Source organism: Halopiger thermotolerans, assembly GCF_054654555.1.
This window is the reverse complement of sequence record NZ_BAAIEU010000004.1, coordinates 1,168,517-1,190,070: the sequence shown is the minus strand read 5'-3', so window position 1 is coordinate 1,190,070 and position 21,554 is coordinate 1,168,517. Positions and strand designations below refer to the sequence as shown.

Sequence of the window (21,554 nt, the reverse complement as noted above, 5' to 3'; positions counted from 1 at the left end):
GGTGATTGAATTACAATGGCACCACAATTTACCGACGACGACATCGGCAAGGACATCGTCAACGCGGACGGCGACAAGATCGGGATCGTCGGCGACGTCGAACACGGAACGGCGTACGTCGAACCGGACCCGGGCATCACGGACAGCATCAAGGCGACGCTCGGCTGGGGGAGCACCGACGAGGACGCCTACCCGCTCCAGGAGGAGGCGATCGCCCGCGTGACCGACGACGAGATCCGCCTCGAGCGCGACCTCGGGGACCACCAGTCCGGAACCGAAACCGGAACCGCGACGGGAGCGACGGGCACAGGCGGAACGACCGAGATCGCGGGGACGGCGGACACCGACACCGGGACGGACACCGGCACCGACACCGGGAACCCGACCGGTCTCACCGACGACGAAACTCGAGACGACGACGGGCTCATGAGCGACGACGACGGGTTGATGAGCGACGACGAGGATCGTCGACGCGAGGAACGGACGCGGCGCGACGACGATGACGGCCTGCTCGGCGACGATGATGATAACGACGGGCTCATGAGCGACGATGACGACGATGACGACGGCCTCATGAGCGACGACGACAAAAACACTCGCTGAACCGGTCGCTGATCCGTTCGCGTTGCGATACCGCTCGATTTTTCGGCCGATCCGGCGTCGGTCGCCGCCTCTATCTCCCCGCGGGGCCTGATCCTCCCGTCGAAGAAGGATAGGAAACCGATCCACGTCTCGAGCCGACTCGAGTGCCTACTCCTCCCGCGCGTCGGTCTCGTTCTGCTCTCGGTAGTCGCTCCCGGCGTCGGTCTCCCGCAGCCGCTCGCCCGACCCCGAGCCGTCGCGCTCGTCTCGAGGCCGATCGCCGGACTGTTCTTCGCGGCCCTGGCCGCGGGCTCGCTCGCGGTCGCGATCGTGACCGGCACCCATCCCTTCGCCCTGCTGGGACGGGCGCCCGCTCATCGCCCGCTGTCGTCCGGCGCGTGGTTCCGCGCCCGGACCGCCGGGCTCGCTCTCGATCCGCTGTGAACCCTGCGCTTCGGACTGAGGGGTGGGCTGCTGTCGTCGCTGTCCGTACTGCTCCCCCCGGTCCTGCCGGCCCGGGCCCTGCTGTCGGCTCAGGTCCCGCTGCTGGCTCGTTCGATCCGCGGCTCGCTCTGGCCCGGTGGTCCGCTCCGGCTGCTGCTCCTGACCGTGGCGGGAGGTCGGTCGATCGCCGTACTGATCCCCGCTTCGGGACGGGGCTCCTCGGTGGTCGGACCCCCGCTCCGGTTCCGGCTCCGGTCCCAGCCCCGACCCCATTCGTCCGAAGCGGTCGTCCTGCACGTGCCGTTCGGGCCCCGTCGCGGCGGCGGATTCGCCGCCGTAGGTTCGGCCCTGCGACTGTGACTGCGATCGCGGTTGCGGCTGTGGCTGCGAGCCTGACTGCTGCCGATCGATCCACTCGCCGGTCTGCGGGTACGGTCCCGGCGACTGTCGGGGTTGCCGTTGCTGAGACGGCCGGTCCATCCGATGCGACCCCGCCTGCTCGGCGTGCCGGCCGCCCGTCTCGCCGATCGACCACTGTTGTCCGCTCATCTCCATCCCGCTTCCGCGTCCGGCCATCGACGACTGCCGGTGGTCGGACTGCGACTGCGACCGCGCGTCCGACTGCGCGGCCATTCCGGCCGCCGCACCCCGCTCGAGCGCGCGTTCCATCTCCGGCATCATCGCCTCCATCCCCTCGAGATAGCTCTCGAGCATCGACTGCGTAAACTCCTGACCCGGGAACTGGTTCAGCATCGACCGCGTCATCTCCATCCCCTGCTCCTGGGCCGTCTCCTGCCACTGGAGCGCGCTCAAGGTCATCTGCGCCATACTGCGCTGGAGGTTCATTAGCTGCTCGAGCGCCTCCTGTCCCTGGTTCACCGTCGTTCGTTGCATCTGCCTCGTCGGATCGGAGTCGGATTGCTGGTTTGTCATTGGTTTTATGTAGCGCTCTCGGTGGGCGTGGACGCCATCGCTCGCGATGCGAGGATCGGTTCTCCGTCTAGACGGGTGGACGGGCGTCGTCGCGACGTCGGGGACCGCAGTCCGCCGGCAATCGTCCGCTCGCTGCCGTCCCTCGAGGCCCGTCGATCCCCGGTATCGAGCGCGACGGAGCAGTCAATAAAGGGCGCCGTCGGTTCCAGTTCGGTAGCACGAGCTCAACCGCTCGAAACGATCGATAACCGACCGACAACCGCGACCCGCCGTCGCCGGCGAACCCGGATCGCGCTCGGGTCTCAGGAGAGTATGAGTCCGGCCGTGAACGAATCCTTATCGCGGTAACACTAGCTTAGCGGCCGCCCGATCGGTGCCAGACGGCCCCGAGCCACTCGCTCCGGCCGGTCTCGACTTACGACTCCGAACTCGGCTCTCCGAACGACTTCCCCTCGCGCTCGTCGGCGCGGCGGCGCCGCAGCGCCGCCCGCGCGTTGGAGGCCTCGTACCCGAACAGGACGCCGTCACCGTACGCCTCGGCCACTTCGAGGGCGTGAATCAGATCGTCGACGTCGACGTTTACCGCGTACAACTCGATGTTGAACGGCGTCTCGAGCGCGCTCTCGAAGCCCTTCGCGATCGTCTCGAGCCAGTAGGTCGTCCCGTAGTGCGTGTCGTACAGCGGGACGACGAACTCGTCGATCAGGTCCTCGAGGGCCGCGAGGTCGAGGCCGGCACGCTCGTAGAGGTGGCCGGGATAGGGATCGGGGTAGAGCGTCATGTAGGTCGTGCCGGGAATGCGGTCGACGGCCTCCTCGACGAACTCGGTGACGACGCTGGCGCGCCACTCGAGGCGGTCGTCGTACTCGCTCGCCTCGAACGCCTGCTCGCAGACGCCGCAGTGGCAGTACTCGGCGCGCGGGAAGCCGACGTCGTCGAGCCGGACGTCCTCGTTGGCCGCGACGCAGTCGTCGATGATCTCGAGCAGTCCCTCTCGGTAATCGGTCCGGGTCGGACAGATGTAATCCCAGTCGAACTGCGGGCGATCCCGCGTTGCGGGGCGACCGAGATCGTCGACGGGGACGAGCGACGGGTCGGCGTCGGCGGCGGCGTTGTCGGCGAAACAGGAGACCATGTTGATCCCGTCCTCGATCGGTTCGGCGGACCGGCCGGTCACGTCCTTGACCTCGTAGAATCCGCGTTCGAACTCCGGCCACCGGACTTCTTCGGCGTTTCGGGTGACGACGCCGTACATAACTCAGGGTACGACGCCGTCGCCGTAAGCCGTTCGGTTAGGGTGCGATGCGACGGGTTATTCGGTCGGCTCGTACTCGATCTCCTCGACGTCGGCGGAACCGCTGAACGCGACCTTCCAGAGGACGGCGATGACGACCAGGGCGAGCAAAACCTTGACTGTACGCGACATGTACGACTGAACGATGGGGTCGGAACCCACTTAGATATTCGGGATAGATTTCTAGCAACGAAAGACGGTCCGTCGCCGCCGAACCCGAGACGGACGTCGGGTTCAGTTCGTCTCGATCAGCGAGGCGATTTCCTCGCGGACGATCGTCTCGCAGTACGCACAGCGGACGGCGTCGTCGAGCACCTCGAACCGCGAGGTGACCGGCTCGTCGCCGGTCGTGATGCAGCCGCGGTTCGGACAGGAGAGGACGCCTTCGACGACGTCGGGTCGCTCGACGCGGTGTTTCTCGACCACCTCGTACTCGCGGACGATGTTGATCGTCGCGTCGGGCGCGATCAGCGAGAGGACGTCGACCTCGTCCTGACTGAGCTCTCGACCCTCGACCTTGACGATGTCCTTGCGCGCGAGCCGGTCCGAAGGGACGTTCATCCCGATCGAGACCTCCTCGCCCTCGCTGCCGTCGATGCCCAGGATTGCGAGGACGTTCAGCGCCTGGCCGCCGCGGACGTGGTCGATGACGGTCCCGTCCCGGATCTTGCTGACGCGCAGTTCGTGGTCGGCGTTGCCGTCGTGGTGGTCGTGGTCGTCACTCATCGGTCTCACCTCCTCCCTCTCCCTCGGCGTCGCTTAGCAGCAGATCCAGCAGCGCCATCCGCACCGGGACGCCGTTGTGGGCCTGCTCGAAGTAGGCCGCGTGGTCGGTCTCGTCGATCTCCGGCGCGATCTCGTCGACGCGGGGCAGCGGGTGCATCACCGTCAGGTCGTCGCTGGCCGCTTCGAGCGTCTCGGCGTCGATCTGGTACTCGCCGGCAACCTTCTGGTACTCCTGCTCGTCGGGGAACCGCTCGCGCTGGATGCGGGTGACGTAGAGCACGTCCAGCGAGGGCAGGACCTCCTCGAGCGACTCGTGCTCGCGGATCTGGGCGTCCTGTTGCTGGTGGAGGTCGTAGACGACCTCGCGGGGCAGTTGCAGGCTCTCGGGGCTGATGAAGTGTTGGCTCGTATCGAAGTTCGTCAGCGCGTAGGCCAGCGAGTGGACGGTCCGGCCGTACTTCAGATCGCCCATGATGCCGATGGTGAGGTCGTCCAGTCCGGCGTTCTCCCGGATCGTGTAGAGGTCGAGCAGCGTCTGCGTGGGATGGTGGCCCGCGCCGTCGCCCGCGTTCAGCAGCGGGACGTCGACGAACTCGCTTGCCATCGTCGCCGCGCCCTGCTTGGGATGGCGCAGGACCAGGGCGTCGGCGTAGCCCTCGATGACTCGGACCGTATCGGCGAGCGTCTCCCCCTTCTTGACGCTCGAGGACTCGACCGAACCCATGTCGACGACGTCGCCCCCCAGGCGCTTCATCGCGGTTTCGAAGCTCATCTTCGTCCGCGTGCTCGGCTCGAAAAAGAGGAGCCCGAGCAGTTTCCCCGCGTGGCGGTCGGCGACGGCCGCCCGGTCGGCGTCGATCTCGGCCGCCCGATCGAGGACGGTCTCGATGTCCTCGCGCGAGAGCTGTTTGCTCGTGATGAGGTGATCGTGGCGCATTCCTTTTCGTTCGTGTAGGCTCTTGCCGGCCCCTTGAATCCCTCCATTCGAGGTCGGCGCCGCGCTCGTTCGCGCGGCGCCCGCGTCGCTCCGCCGGGACCGGCGCCGGGCCCGCGCCCGCTCGAGAGATTGAGACGCCACCGTCCCGATCGATCGCCGCTCCGGACCAAATGTCAGACGGATGGCCGGATTCGCCGGTTCACCGCCGTTAGAACGGCGACGCGAAGGCAAAGAGTTATCCGGGGACTGGAGCAACTACGGACAATCGTATGGTCGATCGGTTGGAGACCGGCATCGACGTGCTGGATCGGAAACTCGACGGCGGGTTACCGCCGGGGAGCGTCATCGCGTACACCGCCCGTCCGGCCAGCCAGTCCGAACTGCTCCTATACGAACTCACGGCCGCGCGGGGGACGCTCTATCTCACGACCGAACGCTCGACGACGGTCATCGAGCACGCGATCGACGACTCGCCATCGGCCGTCGGGAGCCCGACCATCAGGGCCGTCACCGGCGACGCGCTCCTCGAGGAAGCGCGACAGCTCGTCGACGCCTTGCCCGACGGCGCGAACCTCATCGTCGACACGATGGACACCCTCGAGCGGACGTCGACCGACGAGTACGTCGACTTTCTCAACGACCTCAAGGCGCGCATGGTCGAGACCGGTTCCGTCGCGGTGCTTCACTGTCTCAAGGGACGGGCCGGCGATCGATCCGAAAACCGCGCCCGGACGATCCACGCCGCCGACGCGGTGTTCGACCTCCGGACCGACGTGACGGGGACCGAACTCGAGAACCACCTCACGATCCCGAAGTTCCGCAGCGGCGGCCAGCCGACCGAATCGATCAAACTCGAGCTCACGGAGGAGGTCGAGATCGACACGAGTCGGGACATCGCCTGATCCGTGCGAGTGCCCGTGTCGGGTCCGCGGCTCGAGACGGTCCTCCTCCGTTCCGACCGTTCGCTTACTCCTCCTGCTCGGGCGTCGTAAACGGCGTGATCGCCGCGGTCCGCTCCGTAACCGTCGCCGTTCGCACGATGTACGCGAACAGCAGCGCGAGCGGGAACGAGCCGACCGCCGCGGTGATCGGAAAGAGGACCTGCTGGACCGTCCGGGTGAACGACGATCCCGCCAGCCCCGTCAGCGCGAACAGCATCCCGATTGCGACGCCGACGGCGGGAATCCCCGCGTAGAGAAGGTTTCTGGAGAGTCTGGAGAGTTCGACCTGCAGGTAGACCGTTTTGAAGTACTGCCGCGCGATGTCGAACTCCCGCAGCCGATCGAGCAGGTCGTCGATCGCGGCGTCGACCTCGTCCGGCAGGTCGTCGTCGCAGGTCTGCCGGAGTTCGTCGAGCCGTCGGATCTCGTGGGCGAAATTCGTCTCGAGCATCGTCGAGAGCGTGTTGAAGATACCCTCGTCGGACTCCTTGACGAGACCGTCGATCCGGTCGAACTCCGCCGTGAGGCCGGTCACGATATCGTCGATCTCGTCGTGGATCTCCTCCGGCGCCGCCATCGCGGCGATTCCGCCGAGACGCTGGGCGTCCTGACGGGAGCTCTCGACGACCAGTCGGAGGAATCCGGACGGTTCGGCCGGTGCGACCCGGTTCGTCACCGACTCGATCTCCTCCCGGTAGTCGACGGTCTTCTCGATTTCGGACTCGAGTTCCCCCGGCGATTTGAGTTCGCGAGAGAGCAGCAACTGATTGATCGAGACGACGACGGTGATCAGCGTGAAATTTCCCGAGATCAGGCCGCTGAAAACGTAGAGTAACGACTGAAGGTCGACCAGCGGCGCGAGACCGCTGATCGTCAGTCCAAGGTACGTCGCTCCCAGCCCGGCCGCAACGGCGACGGCGATCACGAACCGGTTGCCGTCCAGCAGCAGCCACACCCTGAGACCGCCGGTGTCGGTTCGGCTCTCGCGCGTCGATCCGACGCCGTCGCTCGACGAATCGCGCATCGTGCCCGGCGGGCTACGAGCCGCCGGCGGAAAAAGCCGGGCCGCGCAGGTGCAGTTCGCAGTCCTGGTACGGTCTACGGTCCGCCGAGCGGCGAACCGGTACGTACTGACGAACGGAGTCTACGGACTCGGCGGGTTGAATAAAACGATAGAACGCGAGTCGGCGTTACGTTACTCGTCGGCGCCTTCGAGCTCCTCGACGATCTCGTCGGCGTCGACGTCGGCGTCCTCGAGGGCGTCCTCGATGTCGCCGCCGCCCATGCCGCCCATGCCGCCGCCCATCATGCCGGGCATGCCCATGCCGCCCATGCCGTCGATGACCTCCTGGACGATGACGCGGTCGACGTCGACCTTGCCCATGATGTCCTGGGCGATCTGCTGCTTGCCCATCATCCACTGCTGGTTCATCGTCATCTGGGGCGTGGCCTCGAGGTAGAGGGTCTCCTTCTCGACGACTTCGGTCTCGAACTCGGGTTCGGCGGGTTCGTCGTCGTCTTCCTCGTCCTCGTCGGGTTCGACGGGGACCTCCTCCTCGACTTCGTCCGTCTCGATCCAGAGCTCGGGCTCCATCCCGAGGTACATCTCGAACAGGCCGGCGGCCTGCTGTTCGCGGTCCTCGACCTCGTCGACGATCTCGTACTCGTACTCGACGTCCTCGCCGGCCAGCGGGTGGTTGAAGTCGACGCGGGCGCGGCCGCCGATGATCGTGCTGATGTAGCCCTGTCGGCCGTCGACCGTGACGTTCGCGCCGGGGTAGCGGTCGTCCTCGTCGATCTTCTCGGCGCTGACGGTCTCGACGTTGTCGGGATCGTACTCGCCGAAGGCGTCCTCGGCGGGCACCGTCACGGAGCCCTCGTCGCCGGGCTCGGAGCCGACGATGTCGTCCTCGACGGCCTCGAAGATGTGGCCCTCGCCGAGCACGATCGTGCGCGGCTTGAACTCCTGGCCCTGGTCGTCGACGCCTTCCTCCTCGGCGACCTCGGGATCGGTCGTGTCGACGAGCTGGTCGCCGTCGACGGTGTAGGCGGTGTACTCGATCTCGACGAAGTCGCCTTCCTGAAGCCCCTCGGCTTCCTCGGCGTCTTCTGCGTCCGCTTCGACGTCATCGGCCTGCTCCTCTAGCTCGGCCTCCTCTTCCTCGGTCATACGTTGTACGTCCCGCCGTCTGCATTTAAGGGCGACGTTTTCCCGCGAGGTCGATCGCGGGGGCGAGGCGAGTGCAAGCACAACCGATACTTACTCCACCGGTCGCCCACTCGAATCACACGAATCCCATGTACGAGGTCGAAGTCAAGGTGCCCGCCGACCCCGATCTCGCGGCCGTCCGGGAGCGTCTCGAGGGCGGGAGCGACGGCGACGGTCGCCTCGAGGCCGACCGCGCGGGAGCGGTCGTACAGGAGGACACCTACTACGACGCGCCCCACCGGTCGTTCCCCGAGACGGACGAGGCGCTGCGGATTCGCCGCGAGTCGCGCCCCGACTCGAACGCGGACGCCGAGAGCCGCATCACCTACAAGGGGCCGCTGCTCGACGACGAATCCAAGAGCCGCGAGGAGATCGAAACCGGCGTCGCGGACGGCGAGAAGATGGACGCCGTGCTGACGAGCCTCGGGTTCGCCCCCGCCGCGACGGTGCGCAAGGAACGCGAGCACTATGCCGTCGAGGTCGCCGTCAACGTCGACGCCGACGGCGACGAGCGCACGTACGCCTACACGATCACGCTCGACGCCGTCGACGACGTCGGCGAGTACGTCGAGGTCGAGACCGACGTCGAGCGCGAAGCCGACCTCGAGGCGGCTCGCGAGGGCGCCTACGCCGTTCTCGAGGCCCTGGATCTCGATCCGGCCGACCAGATTCGGACCTCGTACCTCGGCCTGCTTCTGGAGTCGTGACGGTCGCCCGCGTGTGTATTACTAACAGACATTTTCGAACCAGGATCTGTTTCCGCAAGTTATAGAACGGCGCTTGCCAAAGAACCGACAATGAGCGAGCGGAACATCCGGGTCGAGCCGATCGACCGACAGGCAGTCGAAGATCAAGAGGTCGAAATCGTCGAGCGAAAGGGGATCGGTCACCCCGACACCATCTGCGACGGCGTCGCGGAAGCGGTCTCCGAGGCGCTCGCCCGGGAGTACATCGACCGCGTCGGCGAGGTACTGCACTTCAACACCGACGAGACCCAACTCGTCGCGGGCGAGGCCGCGCCCGCCTTCGGCGGCGGCGAGGTCGTCGATCCCATCTATCTCCTGATCGTCGGCCGCGCGACCAAACACTACGACGGGCAGACGATTCCCGCCGAGACGATCGCGCTGCGGGCGGCCCGCGAGTACCTCGAGTCGGAGATTCCCCAGCTGAACGTCGGCGAAGACATCGTCGTCGACGTCAAGCTCGGCGAGGGCAGCGGCGACCTGCAGGAAGTGTTCGGCGAGGACGAAGTGAGCGTCCCGATGGCCAACGACACCAGCTTCGGCGTCGGCCACGCGCCCCTGACCGAGACCGAGCAGATCGTCCTCGAGGCCGAGCGACGGCTCAACGGCGAGTTTGCCGACGAGAACCCGTTCCTCGGCCCCGACGTGAAGCTCATGGGCAAGCGCGAGGGCGACACGATCGACGTCACCGTCGCCGCGGCGATGATCGACGAGCACATCGCCGACCTCGACGAGTACATCGACGCCGTCGACGCCGTCGAGGCGTTCGTCGAAGACGTCGCCACCGACCACACCGACCGCGAGGTCAACGTCCACGTCAACACGGCCGACGACTACGAGGAGGGGTCGATCTATCTGACCGTCACCGGCACCTCCGCCGAGCAGGGCGACGACGGCTCCGTCGGCCGCGGGAACCGCGCGAACGGGCTCATCACGCCCAACCGCTCGATGTCGATGGAGGCCACCAGCGGGAAGAATCCGGTCAACCACATCGGGAAGATCTACAACCTGCTCTCGACCGAGATCGCCGAGGAAGTCGTGAGCGAGGTCGACGGCATCCGCGACCTGCGGGTGCGCCTGCTCTCGCAGATCGGCCGCCCGATCGACCAGCCCCACGTCGCCGACGTCCACGTCGTCACCGCCGACGGCGTCGCCCTCGAGGACGTCGAAGCGGAGATCGAAACCATCGTCGACCAGGAACTCGGGAACGTCACCGACGTCACGCGGCAGGTCATCGACGGCGAACTCACCACGTACTGAGCGGCCCGTCGACCTTCTTCTCGCCCTTACGCCGGTATCCCGAGCAGGTTCCAGTAGCGGAACACCCACAGCAGGACCGCCAGCGCAGCGACGACCGCGGTGTAGTGCACCCGAACGAGCAGACTCCAGAACCCCTCGCGCCACGCCCGCACCGCGTACCCCGCGGCGACGAGGGTCGCAACGGCGGCGGCGATCGGCGCGAGAAACAGCAGGCCGAACCCACGCGGCGGCCGATCGAACAGGCCGGGACGCCCGAGGGCCGGAAGGAGCAAGAGCAAGGCGACGAGCGCGGCGACGAACCCGAACAGGAGCGCGCCGGCGGTGCCGGCCGCCCACCGGGCTCGTCGCGCGTCCTCGCCGCTCGCCGACGGCGATCCTCGATACCGGCGCACGGCCGCGGCGAGCGGCCAGCCGAGAACGCCCGACCCGACGACGAGCGTAGTGCCGACCGCCAGACCAGCCTGGACGGCCTTCTCGTCGGCCAGCGAGATCGGAGCGAACGCCCACGACTGCGTTTCGCTCGAGAAGCCCGTGATCTCGCCGTCGTCCTCGTGAAAGACGAGCGTCCGCCGGCCGTCGACGCGGCGGAACACGAGCGGTTCGACTTCGACCCAGCGGGTTTCGCCGTCGGCGTCGGTGACCAGCGCCCCGTCGTCGTCGATTCGGACGTCGATGTCGGGGATCAGCGCGGTGAAAAGGCCCTTCTCGTAGGTCGTGTGGTCGCGGATCGGGACGGCCCGATACGTCCCCTCGAGGTCGTCGGCCCGGTCGGGCCGACCGTCCGGGGTCAGGTCCGCGTCGGTTACGGGCACGTAGCGATCGAGCACGGCCTCCCTGATCGCCGAGGCGGCGCCGCCGGGCGCGGCTCCCTGAAACGAGACGAACAGTCCGAGGTCAAGTTCCGGGACGAGAACGAGCGAACTCTGATATCCGGGCCCGCTGCCGCCGTGGTAGAGCAGGCGGACGTCGTCTCTGGTTCGCTCGAAGAACCCGAACGCCATGCGGTCGAGGGCTTCGTGGGACGTGAACCACTGGCGGTGCATCTCGTCGGTCGCTTCCGCCGAAAGGATTCGCCCGCGGTCGGTCGCCCCGCCCTCGAGGTGGGCCAGCATGAACCGCGCCATATCGGTCCCCGTCGACCACAGCCCGGACGCCGGCGGCACGTTCGAGTGCCAGGGGAGGTCGGCGACGAGCGCGTCGCGGACGCCGTCCTCGAGGGCGTCCGGAACCGGCGCGAAGGTACTGCGATCCATGCCGAGCGGTTCGAAGACGTTCGTCTCGGCGTACTCGCGAAACGACGACCCGGTCGCGTCGGCGATCACCTGGCCCGTGAGCGCGGCCGCGTAGTTCGTGTACCCGAGTCGCTCGCCGGGCGGCTGTATCCGGCTCGGCTGATTGCTTCCGACGGCGTCCTCGAGCGACTGCCGGTGTTCGAGCCGGCTGACGGTGTCGTTTCGCGATCGCAGTTCGAACCCGGCGGTGTGGGTCGCCAGGTGCGCCAGCGTCACCGGCTCGTCGTACGCGTTCGGGACCGACACCGACTCGAGGTGGTCGTTCACGTCGTCGTCGGGGGCGATCTCGCCGCGATCGACGAGTTGCATCGCGGCGGTGTAGGTGAGCAGTTTCGAGATCGACCCCACCTGAACGGGCGTCTCGTCGGCCGTGACGGGGTCGTCGTCGAACGTCGGCTCCCCGTAGCCGCGGGCGAGCGCGATCGACCCGTCGCGGACGACGGAAACGACGGCGCCGGCGGCGTCGTGCTCCTCGAGTTGCGCCCGGACCGTCTCGTCGACGAGGGTCTCGAGGTCGTCCTGCGCTGCCAGTGTCGACCCCGTCTCCGTCGCCCGCGCAGAATCCGGGATGCACCCCGTCGCGACCGTCGCGCCCAGTGCGGTGCTCCCCGCGAGGAAGCGCCGCCGCGAACAGTGAGCGGGCATACCGATCGAAAGTAGACACTGAGACTACATGTTCGGGACGGTACGTCCGGCAACTGTCCGCTACGCGAATTTTTATCCGTTCACGCGTTGACATTAACCCGGAAACGATACCGGAGCGTCGCTCGGTACCGAACGGGTATCGCAGTCGGATCGGGCGGTTGCGGTGCGGAATCGACTCGCGAGACCGTGGCCGCCACGATCGACGTCCGGCCGCCCGCGACCGCGGCGGTGTAGACCGGATCCGACCCGCGACCGCGGCGGAGATGTAGACCGGATCCGACAGAGCCATTACTCGCAGCCGCGTGGCTTCGTCCGCGCGGAACCGTTACGATTCGAAATATCCGCCGTTGCTCGAGAGCGATCGATCGTGTCACTCCCAACAGCGAGTTCGAACCGCGTCGTCCTCGCCGTCGTCGCGAGCACCTTCTTCGTCGGGTTCGGCGGCGGCGTCGTCTTTCCGATCCTCCCCAACCTGGGCGAGGTGCTGGGCATCTCGTCGTTTCTGGTCGGAATCATCCTGAGCGCCAACCGATTCACCCGGCTGGTGGCGAACGCGCCGGCCGGCTCGCTCGTCGATCGGATCGGCACCCGCAAACCGTTCATCGCCGGGCTGGCGATCGAGGGGCTCGCGACGTTCGGCTACGTCGTCGCGATCCTCTCGTCGACGCCGGCACGCTGGTTCCTGGTCGCCCGCGTCCTCTGGGGGATCGGCAGCGCGCTCGTCTTCGCGACCGCCTACACGATCACGGCCGACGTCAGCGAGGCCGACTCGAGGGGGACGAGCATGGGTATCGTCCGCGCGGGAATCACGTTCGGCTTCCCCGCGGGGCTCGTGCTTGGCGGGCTCGTCAGCGACGTCTGGGGCAACGTCGAGGCGTTCGTCCTCGCGGCCGCCTTCGCGGGACTGGCGAGCGTCATCGCGTTCCTGATCGTCCCGGAAACGCACGTCGACGCCGAGCGGAAGTCGGTCAAACCCTGGGACGTCGAGACGACCGTCCCCGCGCTGACCGTCGGCCTCGTCAACTTCGGGCTCTACTTCGCGTACATCGGCGTGTTGTTCTCGACGCTCGTCCTGCTGCTCGACGAGCGCGCGATTGTCATCTTCGGCCTCGACGCGCAGGGCTCGTCGGGCATGCTGATGGCCGCCACGGTGCTTTCGGGCTCTGCGTTCACGCTCGGCGGCGGCGCGCTCTCCGACGCCGTCGGCGCTCGCGTGCCCGTCATGCTCGGCTTCCTGCTGACCTCGTTCGTCGGCTTCGTCGCGCTGGCGACCGGCCGGAGCTTCGAGGTGCTGGTGCTCGCCTGCGTCCTGATCGGCGCCGGGCAGGGCGGCGTCGGCGGCCCGCTGACGGCGCTTTTGGCCGACCTCACGCCGGAGGAGCGGGTCGGCCGTGCGATGGGGACCAACAACGTCTTCGGCGACGTCGGCGGCGCGCTCGGCCCGCTCGTCTCGCTGCCGCTCGTCGACGCCGTCGGCTTCGAATTCGTCTACGGGCTGAGCGCGATCCTACCGCTGTTGGCCGGCGTCGTCCTTCTCACGGGAATCTACGCGCACACCGGCCGCGTCAGCCCCTCGGTCGGCGAGTCGACCGGCTGAGGCGACGATCGTCTCCGCCGGCGCCGAACGCCCTCGTAACCCCCTTATAGCCGTGATCGTCTATCCCCGAGCATGCATCCGCCGGGAGCCGACACCGTCCTCGTCCGCCACGGGGACCTGAACACCAAGAGCGACACGGTCAAACAGTACATGGAGGGCATCCTCATCGAGAACCTCGAGGCGCTGCTCGAGGACCGGTCGATTCCCGGCGAGGTCGAACGCCGCTGGAACCGCCCGCTGATCCACACCGAGCCGGACGCGGTCGAGGCGGCGACCGCGGCCGCGGCCGACGCCTTCGGCGTCGTCTCCGCGAGCGCGTGTCTGACCACGAGCACCGAGAAGGGGGAGGTCCTCGAAGCGCTCGCGGAAACCGCCCGCGAGCACTACGACGGCGGCAGCTTCGCCGTCGACGCTCGGCGGGCGAACAAGGAGCTCCCCTACGGCAGCGAGGAGCTGGCCCGCGACGGCGGAACGGCGATCTGGGAGGCCGTCGAGGACGAGTTCGACCCCGAAGTGGATCTCGACGACCCCGACCTCACGTTCGGCGTCGAAGTCCGAGAGGAGGCCGCGTTCATCTACCTCGAGAAAGTCGACGGGCCCGGCGGGCTCCCGCTTGGCGCTCAGGAGAAGGTGATCGCGATGATCAGCGGCGGGATCGACTCGCCGGTCGCGGCCTACGAGATGATGAAACGCGGCTCTCCGGTCGTGCCGGTGTACGTCGACCTCGGCGCCTACGGCGGCATCGACCACGAGGCGCGGGCGATGGAGACGGTGCGGACGCTCTCGCGGTACGCGCCCAACTTCGACATGCGGGTCTACGAGATCCCCGGCGGCGAGACCGTGGACCTGCTGGTCTCGGAGATGGAGCGGGGCCGGATGCTCTCGCTGCGGCGCTTTTTCTACCGGGCCGCCGAGGTGCTCGCGGAGCGGATCGACGCCCACGGAATCGTCACCGGCGAAGCCGTCGGCCAGAAGTCCAGCCAGACGATGCAGAACCTCGCGATCACCAGCCGGGCCACCGACCTGCCGATCCACCGGCCGCTGCTGACCCGCGACAAACAGGACATCGTCGCGACGGCCCGCGAGATCGGGACGTTCACGGATTCGACCATCGACGCCGGCTGCAACCGCGTCGCACCGGATCGACCCGAGACCAACGCCCGCCTCGAGCCGCTGCTCGAGGCCGAACCCGACGATCTGTTCGAACGCGCCGAAGAAGCGGCCGAGAACGCAACACTGGTCGAGCCCTGACCCGAACCCGAAGTCCGCCGTCCGATCTGAAATTAGAAGCGCCGAAGTATCCGCACCCGACGACCGCGATTACGTTACCGTTCTTCGGGCGTCCAGTCGCCCGCCTCGAAGAACTCGCCGAGGATCGTTTTCATCCCCTTCCGGAGGTGCTGGTGCATCGTCGGCGGCGTGACGTCCATCGCCTCCGCGATCTCCTCGCCCGTGCTCTCGCGGGGCCAGTCGAAGAAGCCGGCGTAGTAGGCGACCCGAAGCGTCGTGAGCTGTCGGTCCGTCAGTTCGTCGAGGATCCGGTTGCGCCGCTCGGCCGCCGTCCGAACCGGGCGATCGACCTCGCGGCGGGCGACCAGTTCGGTGTTCTCGTAGATCACCGACAGCGCGTCCGCGATCTCGCGAACGTCCGCGTCCTGCGGGACCTCGACGAGGCAGGTTCCGACGCCGTCGTTCACGGCGACGTCCCGGATGGTCGCCCCGTGGTTGGCCAGCGTCCGCACGCCGGATTCGGCCAGCCGCATCTCGATCGTACACTGGTTCACCCCGTCGTGGATGAGCCGACACTCCTCGACGGAGTCGTGGGCTCGCGCTTCGTCGAGGACGGTCTCGCCGTCGAGGCCGTCGACGGTGACGAACTGGAAGGTCTTCCCCTGCGACGACGTGCCGACCCACTCGAGCGAGCAGGTGCAGTCGTACCGCTCGGAGAGGTCGAACGATACCGTCTCGCCGCCGTCGATGCGGAACTCGAGTTCGACGACGGTGTCGGCCAGCAGGAGCCGGCGGTTCTTGACCGCCATGATCGTGAAGCCGATGGTCTCGCCGAGCAGCTCGAAGGCGGCGGCCTCGCTGTCGCTGAAGGCGTCGGTCCGGCTCGCGAGCACCGAGAGGACGCCGTAGGTGGCGTCCTCGTACGTGATCGGGACCGCGATGGCGGCCCTGACGTCGTCCTCGCGGGCCGCCGCCTGTAGCTCGTCGGGAAGCGGCTCGGTCTCGAGGATGCGGTCGGTGATCTGCGTGTCGCCGGTTTCCGCGGCCCGGGCGACCGAACAGTGCTCGTCGGCGTCGACCGCCCGGCTGCGCTCCATGTACGTCGTCGCGTCGCCCGCGCCGACCCGGTAGGAGAGGGTGTCGTCCGCGGCCCGTTCGACGATCAACGCGCCGCAGTAGAGCTCGGAGTCGACGAGTTGCTCGCAGACCTGCCGTTCGATCGCGTCCCGCGTGGGCGCCTGGACGAGCGTCTCGATCGCGTCGCGGACGACCGCGTTGATCCGGTTGAGCCGCTCGAGCCGGGCCTGCTGCGAGCGGAGTTCGCGCTCGCGTCTCGCCCGTTCGGTGATGTCGCGGGCCAGCCAGACGACGGCCCGCTGGCCGTCGATCCGCTCGTCGATCGGGACCACCCGCCCCTCAAACCGCCGCAAGCCGTCGGTGGTTTCGGCCGCGTACTCGACGGACTGGATCTCCTCGGTCTCGAACGCGCGGTCCATACACGCCCGCAGTTTCTCGACGGTGTCGTCGGGAAACGCCTCCTCGAGCGTCCGGCCGATCAGCTCGTCCGACGAGACGGTGTACAGCTCCGCGGTGTTGGGGCGGATCTGCGCGTCGAGGTAGGTTCCGTCCTCGCCGATCACGAACGCCTCGTCCGGGAGTTCGTCGGCGAGGATCCGGTGGTAGTCTCGCTCCCCGTCGGCCCCGCCGCGATCGGGTCCGTCGGCGGCCGCCTCGAGGATCCGATCGACCGCATCGTCGCCGTCGGCCGGCGCGTACTCGTCCGCGTCCGCGCGGACCGCGGTCGCCGCGAGCGACTCGCTGCCGGTCGGCGGAGCGGCGATCGTCGGCACGTCTACGGCGTCGCGGACGCGCTCGAGGAGGGTCCGCAGTTCCGACCGATCGTCCGTCTCGAGGACGACGGCCGACGGGCGGCGAACGCCGCCGTCGGCGTCGGTATCGGCGTCAGCGTCAGGGTCAGTGTCGGCGTCGCTAGTGACACCATCGTCGCCCCTTCGCCGTCGCCGATCCCGTCCCCGGTCTCGCTCCTGTCGATCGGCTCGAACGCGTCCGCGAGACGGGTCGCGGCGATCGCCCGCACCGGTCGACCGGCGGCCGCCTCGAGGGAATCGGCGATGCGGCTCTCTCGGGTCTCCGAGCCGCGAACGATGACGATCGGTCGACCGCGCAAGTCAGGCGTCATTTCCCACCATTCGAGCGCCGCTCGACCGAGAGTCGCAGAGCGGCTTCTTTCTACCCACAACCGCACATCGGAATAAAAATGTGATGGTCTCGACAGACGTCGCGAGGACCGGACGCATTCGAGACGGCAGTGGCGTCGCTTACAGTTCGCCCTTCTCTTTCAGTTCCTGGAGGAGATCGTCGACGAGCGATTCGGGGTCGTCGTAGGGGAAGTCCCCGCCCGAAACCTTCGTGTTCATCTCCATCGCGGTCATGGAGAAGTCGCCGGATTCGAACTTCGTTCCCGGCCCGTTTGGCAGCGCCGGAACGAGATCCATCGGACTCGAGACGGGGTAGTCCGCGCCTTCGAACGCGTCGATCATCTGTTGTCGGAGTTCGGATTCGTCTACCATCGTGACTCGGATTTGCATACCGTAAATAATAAATTTGTGGGTAGTTGCGATCGGCGGCGGATCAGGCGCGAGGCCTGCCGGGCAACCGGACAGGTTAGTTATGTTTCCCCGAAACAGTAATTAATCAGCGGCGGGACGTTCATCATATGGCTAAAGATACCGTCAGGTACCCCGACGAGGTCGTCGAGGAGATCGACGCGCTCGTCGAAGACGGTATGTTCGAGAGCAAATCCGAGTTCTATCGGTTCTCCGCGGAGTACGTGCTCACGCTGATCAACGACGATCACGAGGTCGAGACGTTCAACTTCGACGAGATCAAGTCCGAACTCGACATCACCGAGGAGGACCACGCGAAGGCGCTGGGTGCCGACGGTGGAACGCTCTTTCTCGACGCCGTCATCACCGTCCGCAAACAGGGGCTTCGCGGCAACTACGAGGCCGCGGAGCGGTTCATCGACACCCACTACGACTCGACCGATCAGGAGTGTATCATCCTTGAGGAGCTGCTGGGCACGTACCGGGAGCGCTCGCCCTGAGGCGCCTCGACGACCGCCTCTCCCGCCCGGCCCCGACTGTTTCGATTTTAATCGTCCGATCGTCTTCGATTCCGCCCCAGCGCCCTCGATCGACTCTCAGTAGAACGGTTCGCCGAGGGCCTCGAGATCGACGTGCTCGCGGACGAGCGCCGCCGCGCGGTCGTACGGCGTCTCGGTTGGTGACTGGCCCGTGGTCCGACCCGCACCGGTACCGGCCGGCCAGTCCACGCCCGCCGACTCGGCCACGGCCTCGAGAAACGCCGTCCGGACCGCCGCGTCGTCGAACAGGCCGTGCAGGTACGTCCCCAGCACTGTACCGCGCGCGGCGCTCGCGTCCTCGAGCGGCCGGGCGACGGGCTCGAGCGCGCGCGTCCGGCCGGCGTGGATCTCGTAGCCCGAGGCGGTCGCGTCGGCACCGACACCGGCGAGCAGCGGCGTCGCGGATCCGTCGACCGACACCGCGCGACGCTCGAGTCGCTTGTCGGCCTCGAAGCGGGTTTCGACCGGTAGTAGACCCAGGCCCTCGACGACGTCGCCGACGCCGCCGGTGCCCTCGAGGCCGGCGTTCGTGATCCGCTCGCCGAGCATCTGGTAGCCGCCACAGAGGCCGACGACGGGGCCGTCGAAGGCGCGGATCGCGTCGCCGACGGGCGATTCGCGCAGCGCGAGGAGATCGTCGACCGTGTTCTTCGTCCCCGGGAGGACGACGGCGTCCGCGCCGACGCGCTCGAGGGGGTCGGCCTGCGTCCGCGCGGCGTCGTCTCCGGCCCCGTCGTCCGCAGCGATCGGGACGAACACCACCGAGACGCCGGGTTCGGCCGCCAGCGCCTCGAGATCAGTCGCGTTCGAGATGCGGGGGAATCGCGGGACGGCGATCCGAATCCGGCGCTCGTCGGGGACGCCGTCGTCGTCGCCCAGCGCACCCCGTTCTTCCTGCCCCGGCAGCGAGACGCTGTCCTCCTCGGGCAGCCCCGGATCGTCATAGGGCAGCACGCCGAGTATCGGCACGCCCGTTCGGGATTCGATCGTCTCGATACCGGGTTCGAGCAGCGAGCGGTCGCCGCGGAACTTGGTGACGACGGCGCCGACGACCCGCTCGCGCAGGTCCTCGGGCAGCAGTTCGATCGTGCCGTAGAGGCTGGCGAAGGCGCCGCCGCGCTCGATGTCGACCAGCAGGAGGATCTCGGCGTCGGCGAAGCGGGCCGTCTCGACGTTCGCGAGGTCGCGGTCGTGGAGGTTGATCTCGGCGATGCTGCCCGCGCCCTCTGCGACGATCACCTCGTTGTCGGCCGCCAGCCGCCGGTAGGAGTCGACGGCGCACTCGCGCGCGCGGTCCCAGTACTCGTCGTAGTAGGTGCCGACGGGGACGTGGTCGTGGGCCGCGCCCTGCAGGACGAGTTGGCTCTCCCCCTCGCCGCGAGGCTTCAGCAGGACGGGGTTGTGGTCCGTCGTCGGCGTCGTGCGCGCCGCCCGCGCCTGGACGAACTGCGAGACGCCGATCTCGCCCCAGCGGTCGGCGTCGGTCATCTCGGCTCCGCCGGCTTCGTCCTCATCGCCGGCCTCATCGGCCTCGGCTCGAGCGGCGCCGCAATCCGGCGTCGCCGCACCACCGTCGTCCTCCGGACGAACGACCACGCGAGCGTTGTTGCTCATGTTCTGGGCCTTGAACGGGGCGACGGCGACCCCCCGATCGGCGAGCAGGCGACAGAGGCCGGCGGCCACGGTCGACTTGCCGACGTGGCTCGCGGTGCCGGCGACGAGCAGCGTTCGAGTCATCCGCTACGCGGTATTCGCTCGGCCTCGAGTATCGTCCTATCGGTTGCGGCGGGCCGGTGCACCCCGGCCTCGAGCCGCCGCGGGACGACGTGGCAGTCGTCGGGACTCGATTTTTGCCCGTCGTCGGTGGCGGTTCCGTATGGTCACTCAGCGGCGCCGTCTGCGACGGCGACTCGTCCTCGCCGGCGGGACGGTCGGGTTCGGGTTCGGCGCCGTCCTCGACGTCGTCATCTTTCACCAGATCCTGCAGACCCACCACCTCCTCTCGGGATTCTACGATCCGTATAGCTACGACGGCCTCCGGACGAACGTCATGTTCGACGGGCTGTTCACGGCGGTGATGCTCCTCGTCGCGTGGATCGGCGTCGCGATGCTCTGGCGCGTCGTCAACGGGACCGACGAGCGCCTCTCGACGCGCGCCTTCCTCGGATCGATCGTCCTCGGCGCGGGCGCGTTCAACGTCTTCGACGGCGTCGTCGACCACTACGTGCTCGACATCCACAACGTCGTCCACGGGACCGAGGCGTGGAACCCCCACTGGGTCGTCGTCAGCGTCCTCCTGCTCGCGCTCGGCGGACTCGTCCTCGCGTCCGCTGACGACGCCGAGCAGCGGACGGGCGCGCGGTCGGCCGACTGAGAGCGCACTACCCCGACGCCGGTCGATCGCGATCGCCATCGAGCGTCGGTCGTACGCGCATGCGAACGCGCTCGCGCTCGAGAAACGCCGTCTCGTACCCCTCGTGACGGGCGAGCTGCGGCGGCTCGAGGGCGAACGAGAGCCCGTCGACGCGGTCGAGGTCGACCCCCTCGAGCGCGAGGCCGTAGTGGTGGCCGAGTTCGGGGGCGATCGTTTCGCGGGCCGGTTCGTCGAACGCCGTTCGCTCTCCGCTCAGACCGGCAACCGAGAGCGACGCGAACGGCAGGACGTAGCCGTTGGACGCCGTCTGCGGCACGACCGCGAGGTAGGGGGCGTCGGTGACGCCGCGGACGCCGTCCACGACGACCGCCGGAAAACGGACGTCGTCGCCGGTCTCGACGCCGACGCGGTCGCCGGGGAGCGACTCGAACGGCGGCGCGACTGCCGCCGGTCGGTCGCGGTCCCCGTCGGCCGATCCCATCGGCTCGAGCGCGTCGCCGGCATCGCGCTCGTCGGCGTCGATCAGCGTCCGCTCCAGCGACTTGATTTCGTCGGCCGCGTACTCGAGCGCAATCGTCGTCGTTACCGGCCTCTCGAGCCGCTCGGCGAGCGCGCCGCCCGTCCTGCAGTCGGCGCCGCCGACTCGGACCATCGCCTCGTAGGTGCCGTCGCCCGCGAGGGCGACGTTGTCGCCGTAGTGAAACCCCATCCGCTGGGAGAGCATCGGCCAGAGCGTCCGCCGGTCGACGCGCTCGCCGCCGCGGTGGCGGCGGACGGCGACGGTCACGGACGTCGGCACGATCGTATTCGTTTCGACGTCCCGGACGCGGACCATCAGGTGCAGCGAGTGGTCGGATCGAAGGTCGGCCCGCGTCCGCTCGTCGCCGGTGACCGTCCAGAACGAGTGGGGCCGCGTCGCCAGCACCGCGATCTCGCGGCCGCCGACCGTCTCCGTCCCGTAGGCGACCATCTCGTCGATTTTCGGCGGAACGTAGATTCCCTCGGGCGGGTCGACGACCAGTCGTCGCCAGGCGTCCTCCCGCCGGAGGGACTCGAGACGGCCCGCCAGCGTCGCGAGCGCGGCGCCGCCGACGGTGCCGACCGCGCCGAGTCGAAGCGCGTCTCGCCGGCGCATGAATCGCCGTCCCTACGCCGGGATCGCCCATAGCGGTGCTGGCTGC

The 21,554-nt window shown here is 68.0% G+C and carries 18 protein-coding genes and 1 pseudogene; 8 read left to right on the top strand and 11 right to left on the bottom strand.

Annotated elements, in window-relative coordinates:
• Window positions 1-15 precede the first annotated feature (15 nt).
• A complete protein-coding gene (locus tag ACYQ26_RS13535; protein WP_459809424.1) occupies window positions 16-603 on the top strand; it encodes a hypothetical protein in 588 nt (195 codons plus the stop codon).
• A 147-nt stretch (window positions 604-750) separates the two neighbouring features.
• On the opposite strand, the gene ACYQ26_RS13530 is transcribed toward ACYQ26_RS13535, so the two are convergent.
• From ACYQ26_RS13530 to pyrB, 4 genes are all read right to left on the bottom strand, one after another.
• On the bottom strand, window positions 751-1,920 hold the full coding sequence (locus ACYQ26_RS13530) for a hypothetical protein (protein WP_459809423.1): 1,170 nt from the start codon (window positions 1,918-1,920) through the stop codon (window positions 751-753).
• Between the two features lie 454 nt (window positions 1,921-2,374).
• Window positions 2,375-3,214 (bottom strand): hypothetical protein, encoded by an 840-nt coding sequence (locus ACYQ26_RS13525; RefSeq protein ID WP_459809422.1) that lies wholly within the window; start codon window positions 3,212-3,214, stop codon window positions 2,375-2,377.
• A 273-nt stretch (window positions 3,215-3,487) separates the two neighbouring features.
• Window positions 3,488-3,979 carry an aspartate carbamoyltransferase regulatory subunit gene (pyrI, locus tag ACYQ26_RS13520; RefSeq protein WP_459809421.1) on the bottom strand — a complete coding sequence of 164 codons (492 nt, stop codon included), beginning with the start codon at window positions 3,977-3,979 and terminating at the stop codon, window positions 3,488-3,490.
• A complete protein-coding gene (gene pyrB / locus ACYQ26_RS13515; protein WP_459809420.1) occupies window positions 3,972-4,916 on the bottom strand; it encodes an aspartate carbamoyltransferase in 945 nt (314 codons plus the stop codon). Before pyrB ends, pyrI begins: the two co-directional genes overlap by 8 nt.
• 269 nt (window positions 4,917-5,185) lie before the next feature.
• Between pyrB and ACYQ26_RS13510 the strand changes: the two genes are divergently transcribed.
• A complete protein-coding gene (locus ACYQ26_RS13510) occupies window positions 5,186-5,818 on the top strand; it encodes an RAD55 family ATPase (RefSeq protein ID WP_459809419.1) in 633 nt (210 codons plus the stop codon).
• 64 nt (window positions 5,819-5,882) lie between these two features.
• Here ACYQ26_RS13510 and ACYQ26_RS13505 read toward each other — a convergent pair whose 3' ends face one another.
• Both ACYQ26_RS13505 and ACYQ26_RS13500 read right to left on the bottom strand, forming a co-directional pair.
• Window positions 5,883-6,881 carry a DUF7972 family membrane protein gene (locus tag ACYQ26_RS13505; protein ID WP_459809418.1) on the bottom strand — a complete coding sequence of 333 codons (999 nt, stop codon included), beginning with the start codon at window positions 6,879-6,881 and terminating at the stop codon, window positions 5,883-5,885.
• A 171-nt stretch (window positions 6,882-7,052) separates the two neighbouring features.
• On the bottom strand, window positions 7,053-8,027 hold the full coding sequence (locus tag ACYQ26_RS13500; RefSeq protein ID WP_459809417.1) for an FKBP-type peptidyl-prolyl cis-trans isomerase: 975 nt from the start codon (window positions 8,025-8,027) through the stop codon (window positions 7,053-7,055).
• Between the two features lie 128 nt (window positions 8,028-8,155).
• Here ACYQ26_RS13500 and cyaB point away from each other — a divergent pair, with 128 nt between their 5' ends.
• Window positions 8,156-8,773, top strand: a complete 618-nt coding sequence (cyaB, locus tag ACYQ26_RS13495) for a class IV adenylate cyclase (protein WP_459809416.1) — start codon at window positions 8,156-8,158, stop codon at window positions 8,771-8,773.
• Between the two features lie 90 nt (window positions 8,774-8,863).
• Entirely contained in the window at window positions 8,864-10,069 is a 1,206-nt protein-coding gene (locus ACYQ26_RS13490; protein ID WP_459809415.1) for a methionine adenosyltransferase, read from the top strand.
• 26 nt (window positions 10,070-10,095) lie between these two features.
• Here ACYQ26_RS13490 and ACYQ26_RS13485 read toward each other — a convergent pair whose 3' ends face one another.
• The gene (locus ACYQ26_RS13485) at window positions 10,096-12,006 is read right to left on the bottom strand and encodes a serine hydrolase domain-containing protein (RefSeq protein ID WP_459809414.1); all 1,911 of its coding nucleotides are present in this window, start codon (window positions 12,004-12,006) and stop codon (window positions 10,096-10,098) included.
• A 367-nt stretch (window positions 12,007-12,373) separates the two neighbouring features.
• Here ACYQ26_RS13485 and ACYQ26_RS13480 point away from each other — a divergent pair, with 367 nt between their 5' ends.
• Both ACYQ26_RS13480 and ACYQ26_RS13475 read left to right on the top strand, forming a co-directional pair.
• Complete coding sequence (locus ACYQ26_RS13480; protein WP_459809413.1) at window positions 12,374-13,603, top strand: MFS transporter; 1,230 nt, start codon at window positions 12,374-12,376, stop codon at window positions 13,601-13,603.
• 72 nt (window positions 13,604-13,675) lie between these two features.
• The gene (locus tag ACYQ26_RS13475) at window positions 13,676-14,854 is read left to right on the top strand and encodes a tRNA sulfurtransferase (protein ID WP_459809412.1); all 1,179 of its coding nucleotides are present in this window, start codon (window positions 13,676-13,678) and stop codon (window positions 14,852-14,854) included.
• Window positions 14,855-14,928: 74 nt separating this feature from the next.
• Here ACYQ26_RS13475 and ACYQ26_RS13470 read toward each other — a convergent pair.
• A pseudogene (locus ACYQ26_RS13470) lies at window positions 14,929-16,839 on the bottom strand (bacterio-opsin activator domain-containing protein); the annotation flags it as partial.
• Between the two features lie 333 nt (window positions 16,840-17,172).
• On the bottom strand, window positions 17,173-17,424 hold the full coding sequence (locus ACYQ26_RS13465) for an MTH865 family protein (RefSeq protein ID WP_459809411.1): 252 nt from the start codon (window positions 17,422-17,424) through the stop codon (window positions 17,173-17,175).
• Window positions 17,425-17,570: 146 nt separating this feature from the next.
• Between ACYQ26_RS13465 and ACYQ26_RS13460 the strand changes: the two genes are divergently transcribed.
• Entirely contained in the window at window positions 17,571-17,960 is a 390-nt protein-coding gene (locus ACYQ26_RS13460) for a CopG family transcriptional regulator (RefSeq protein WP_459809410.1), read from the top strand.
• Between the two features lie 96 nt (window positions 17,961-18,056).
• On the opposite strand, the gene ACYQ26_RS13455 is transcribed toward ACYQ26_RS13460, so the two are convergent.
• Window positions 18,057-19,736: a cobyric acid synthase gene (locus ACYQ26_RS13455; RefSeq protein WP_459809409.1), complete on the bottom strand. Its 1,680-nt coding sequence runs from the start codon at window positions 19,734-19,736 to the stop codon at window positions 18,057-18,059.
• Window positions 19,737-19,875: 139 nt separating this feature from the next.
• Between ACYQ26_RS13455 and ACYQ26_RS13450 the strand changes: the two genes are divergently transcribed.
• Complete coding sequence (locus ACYQ26_RS13450) at window positions 19,876-20,373, top strand: DUF2243 domain-containing protein (protein WP_459809408.1); 498 nt, start codon at window positions 19,876-19,878, stop codon at window positions 20,371-20,373.
• 7 nt (window positions 20,374-20,380) lie between these two features.
• Here the strand turns inward: ACYQ26_RS13450 and ACYQ26_RS13445 are convergent, their stop codons facing one another.
• Window positions 20,381-21,508 (bottom strand): iron transporter, encoded by a 1,128-nt coding sequence (locus ACYQ26_RS13445; protein WP_459809407.1) that lies wholly within the window; start codon window positions 21,506-21,508, stop codon window positions 20,381-20,383.
• Between the last annotated feature and the right edge of the window lie 46 nt (window positions 21,509-21,554).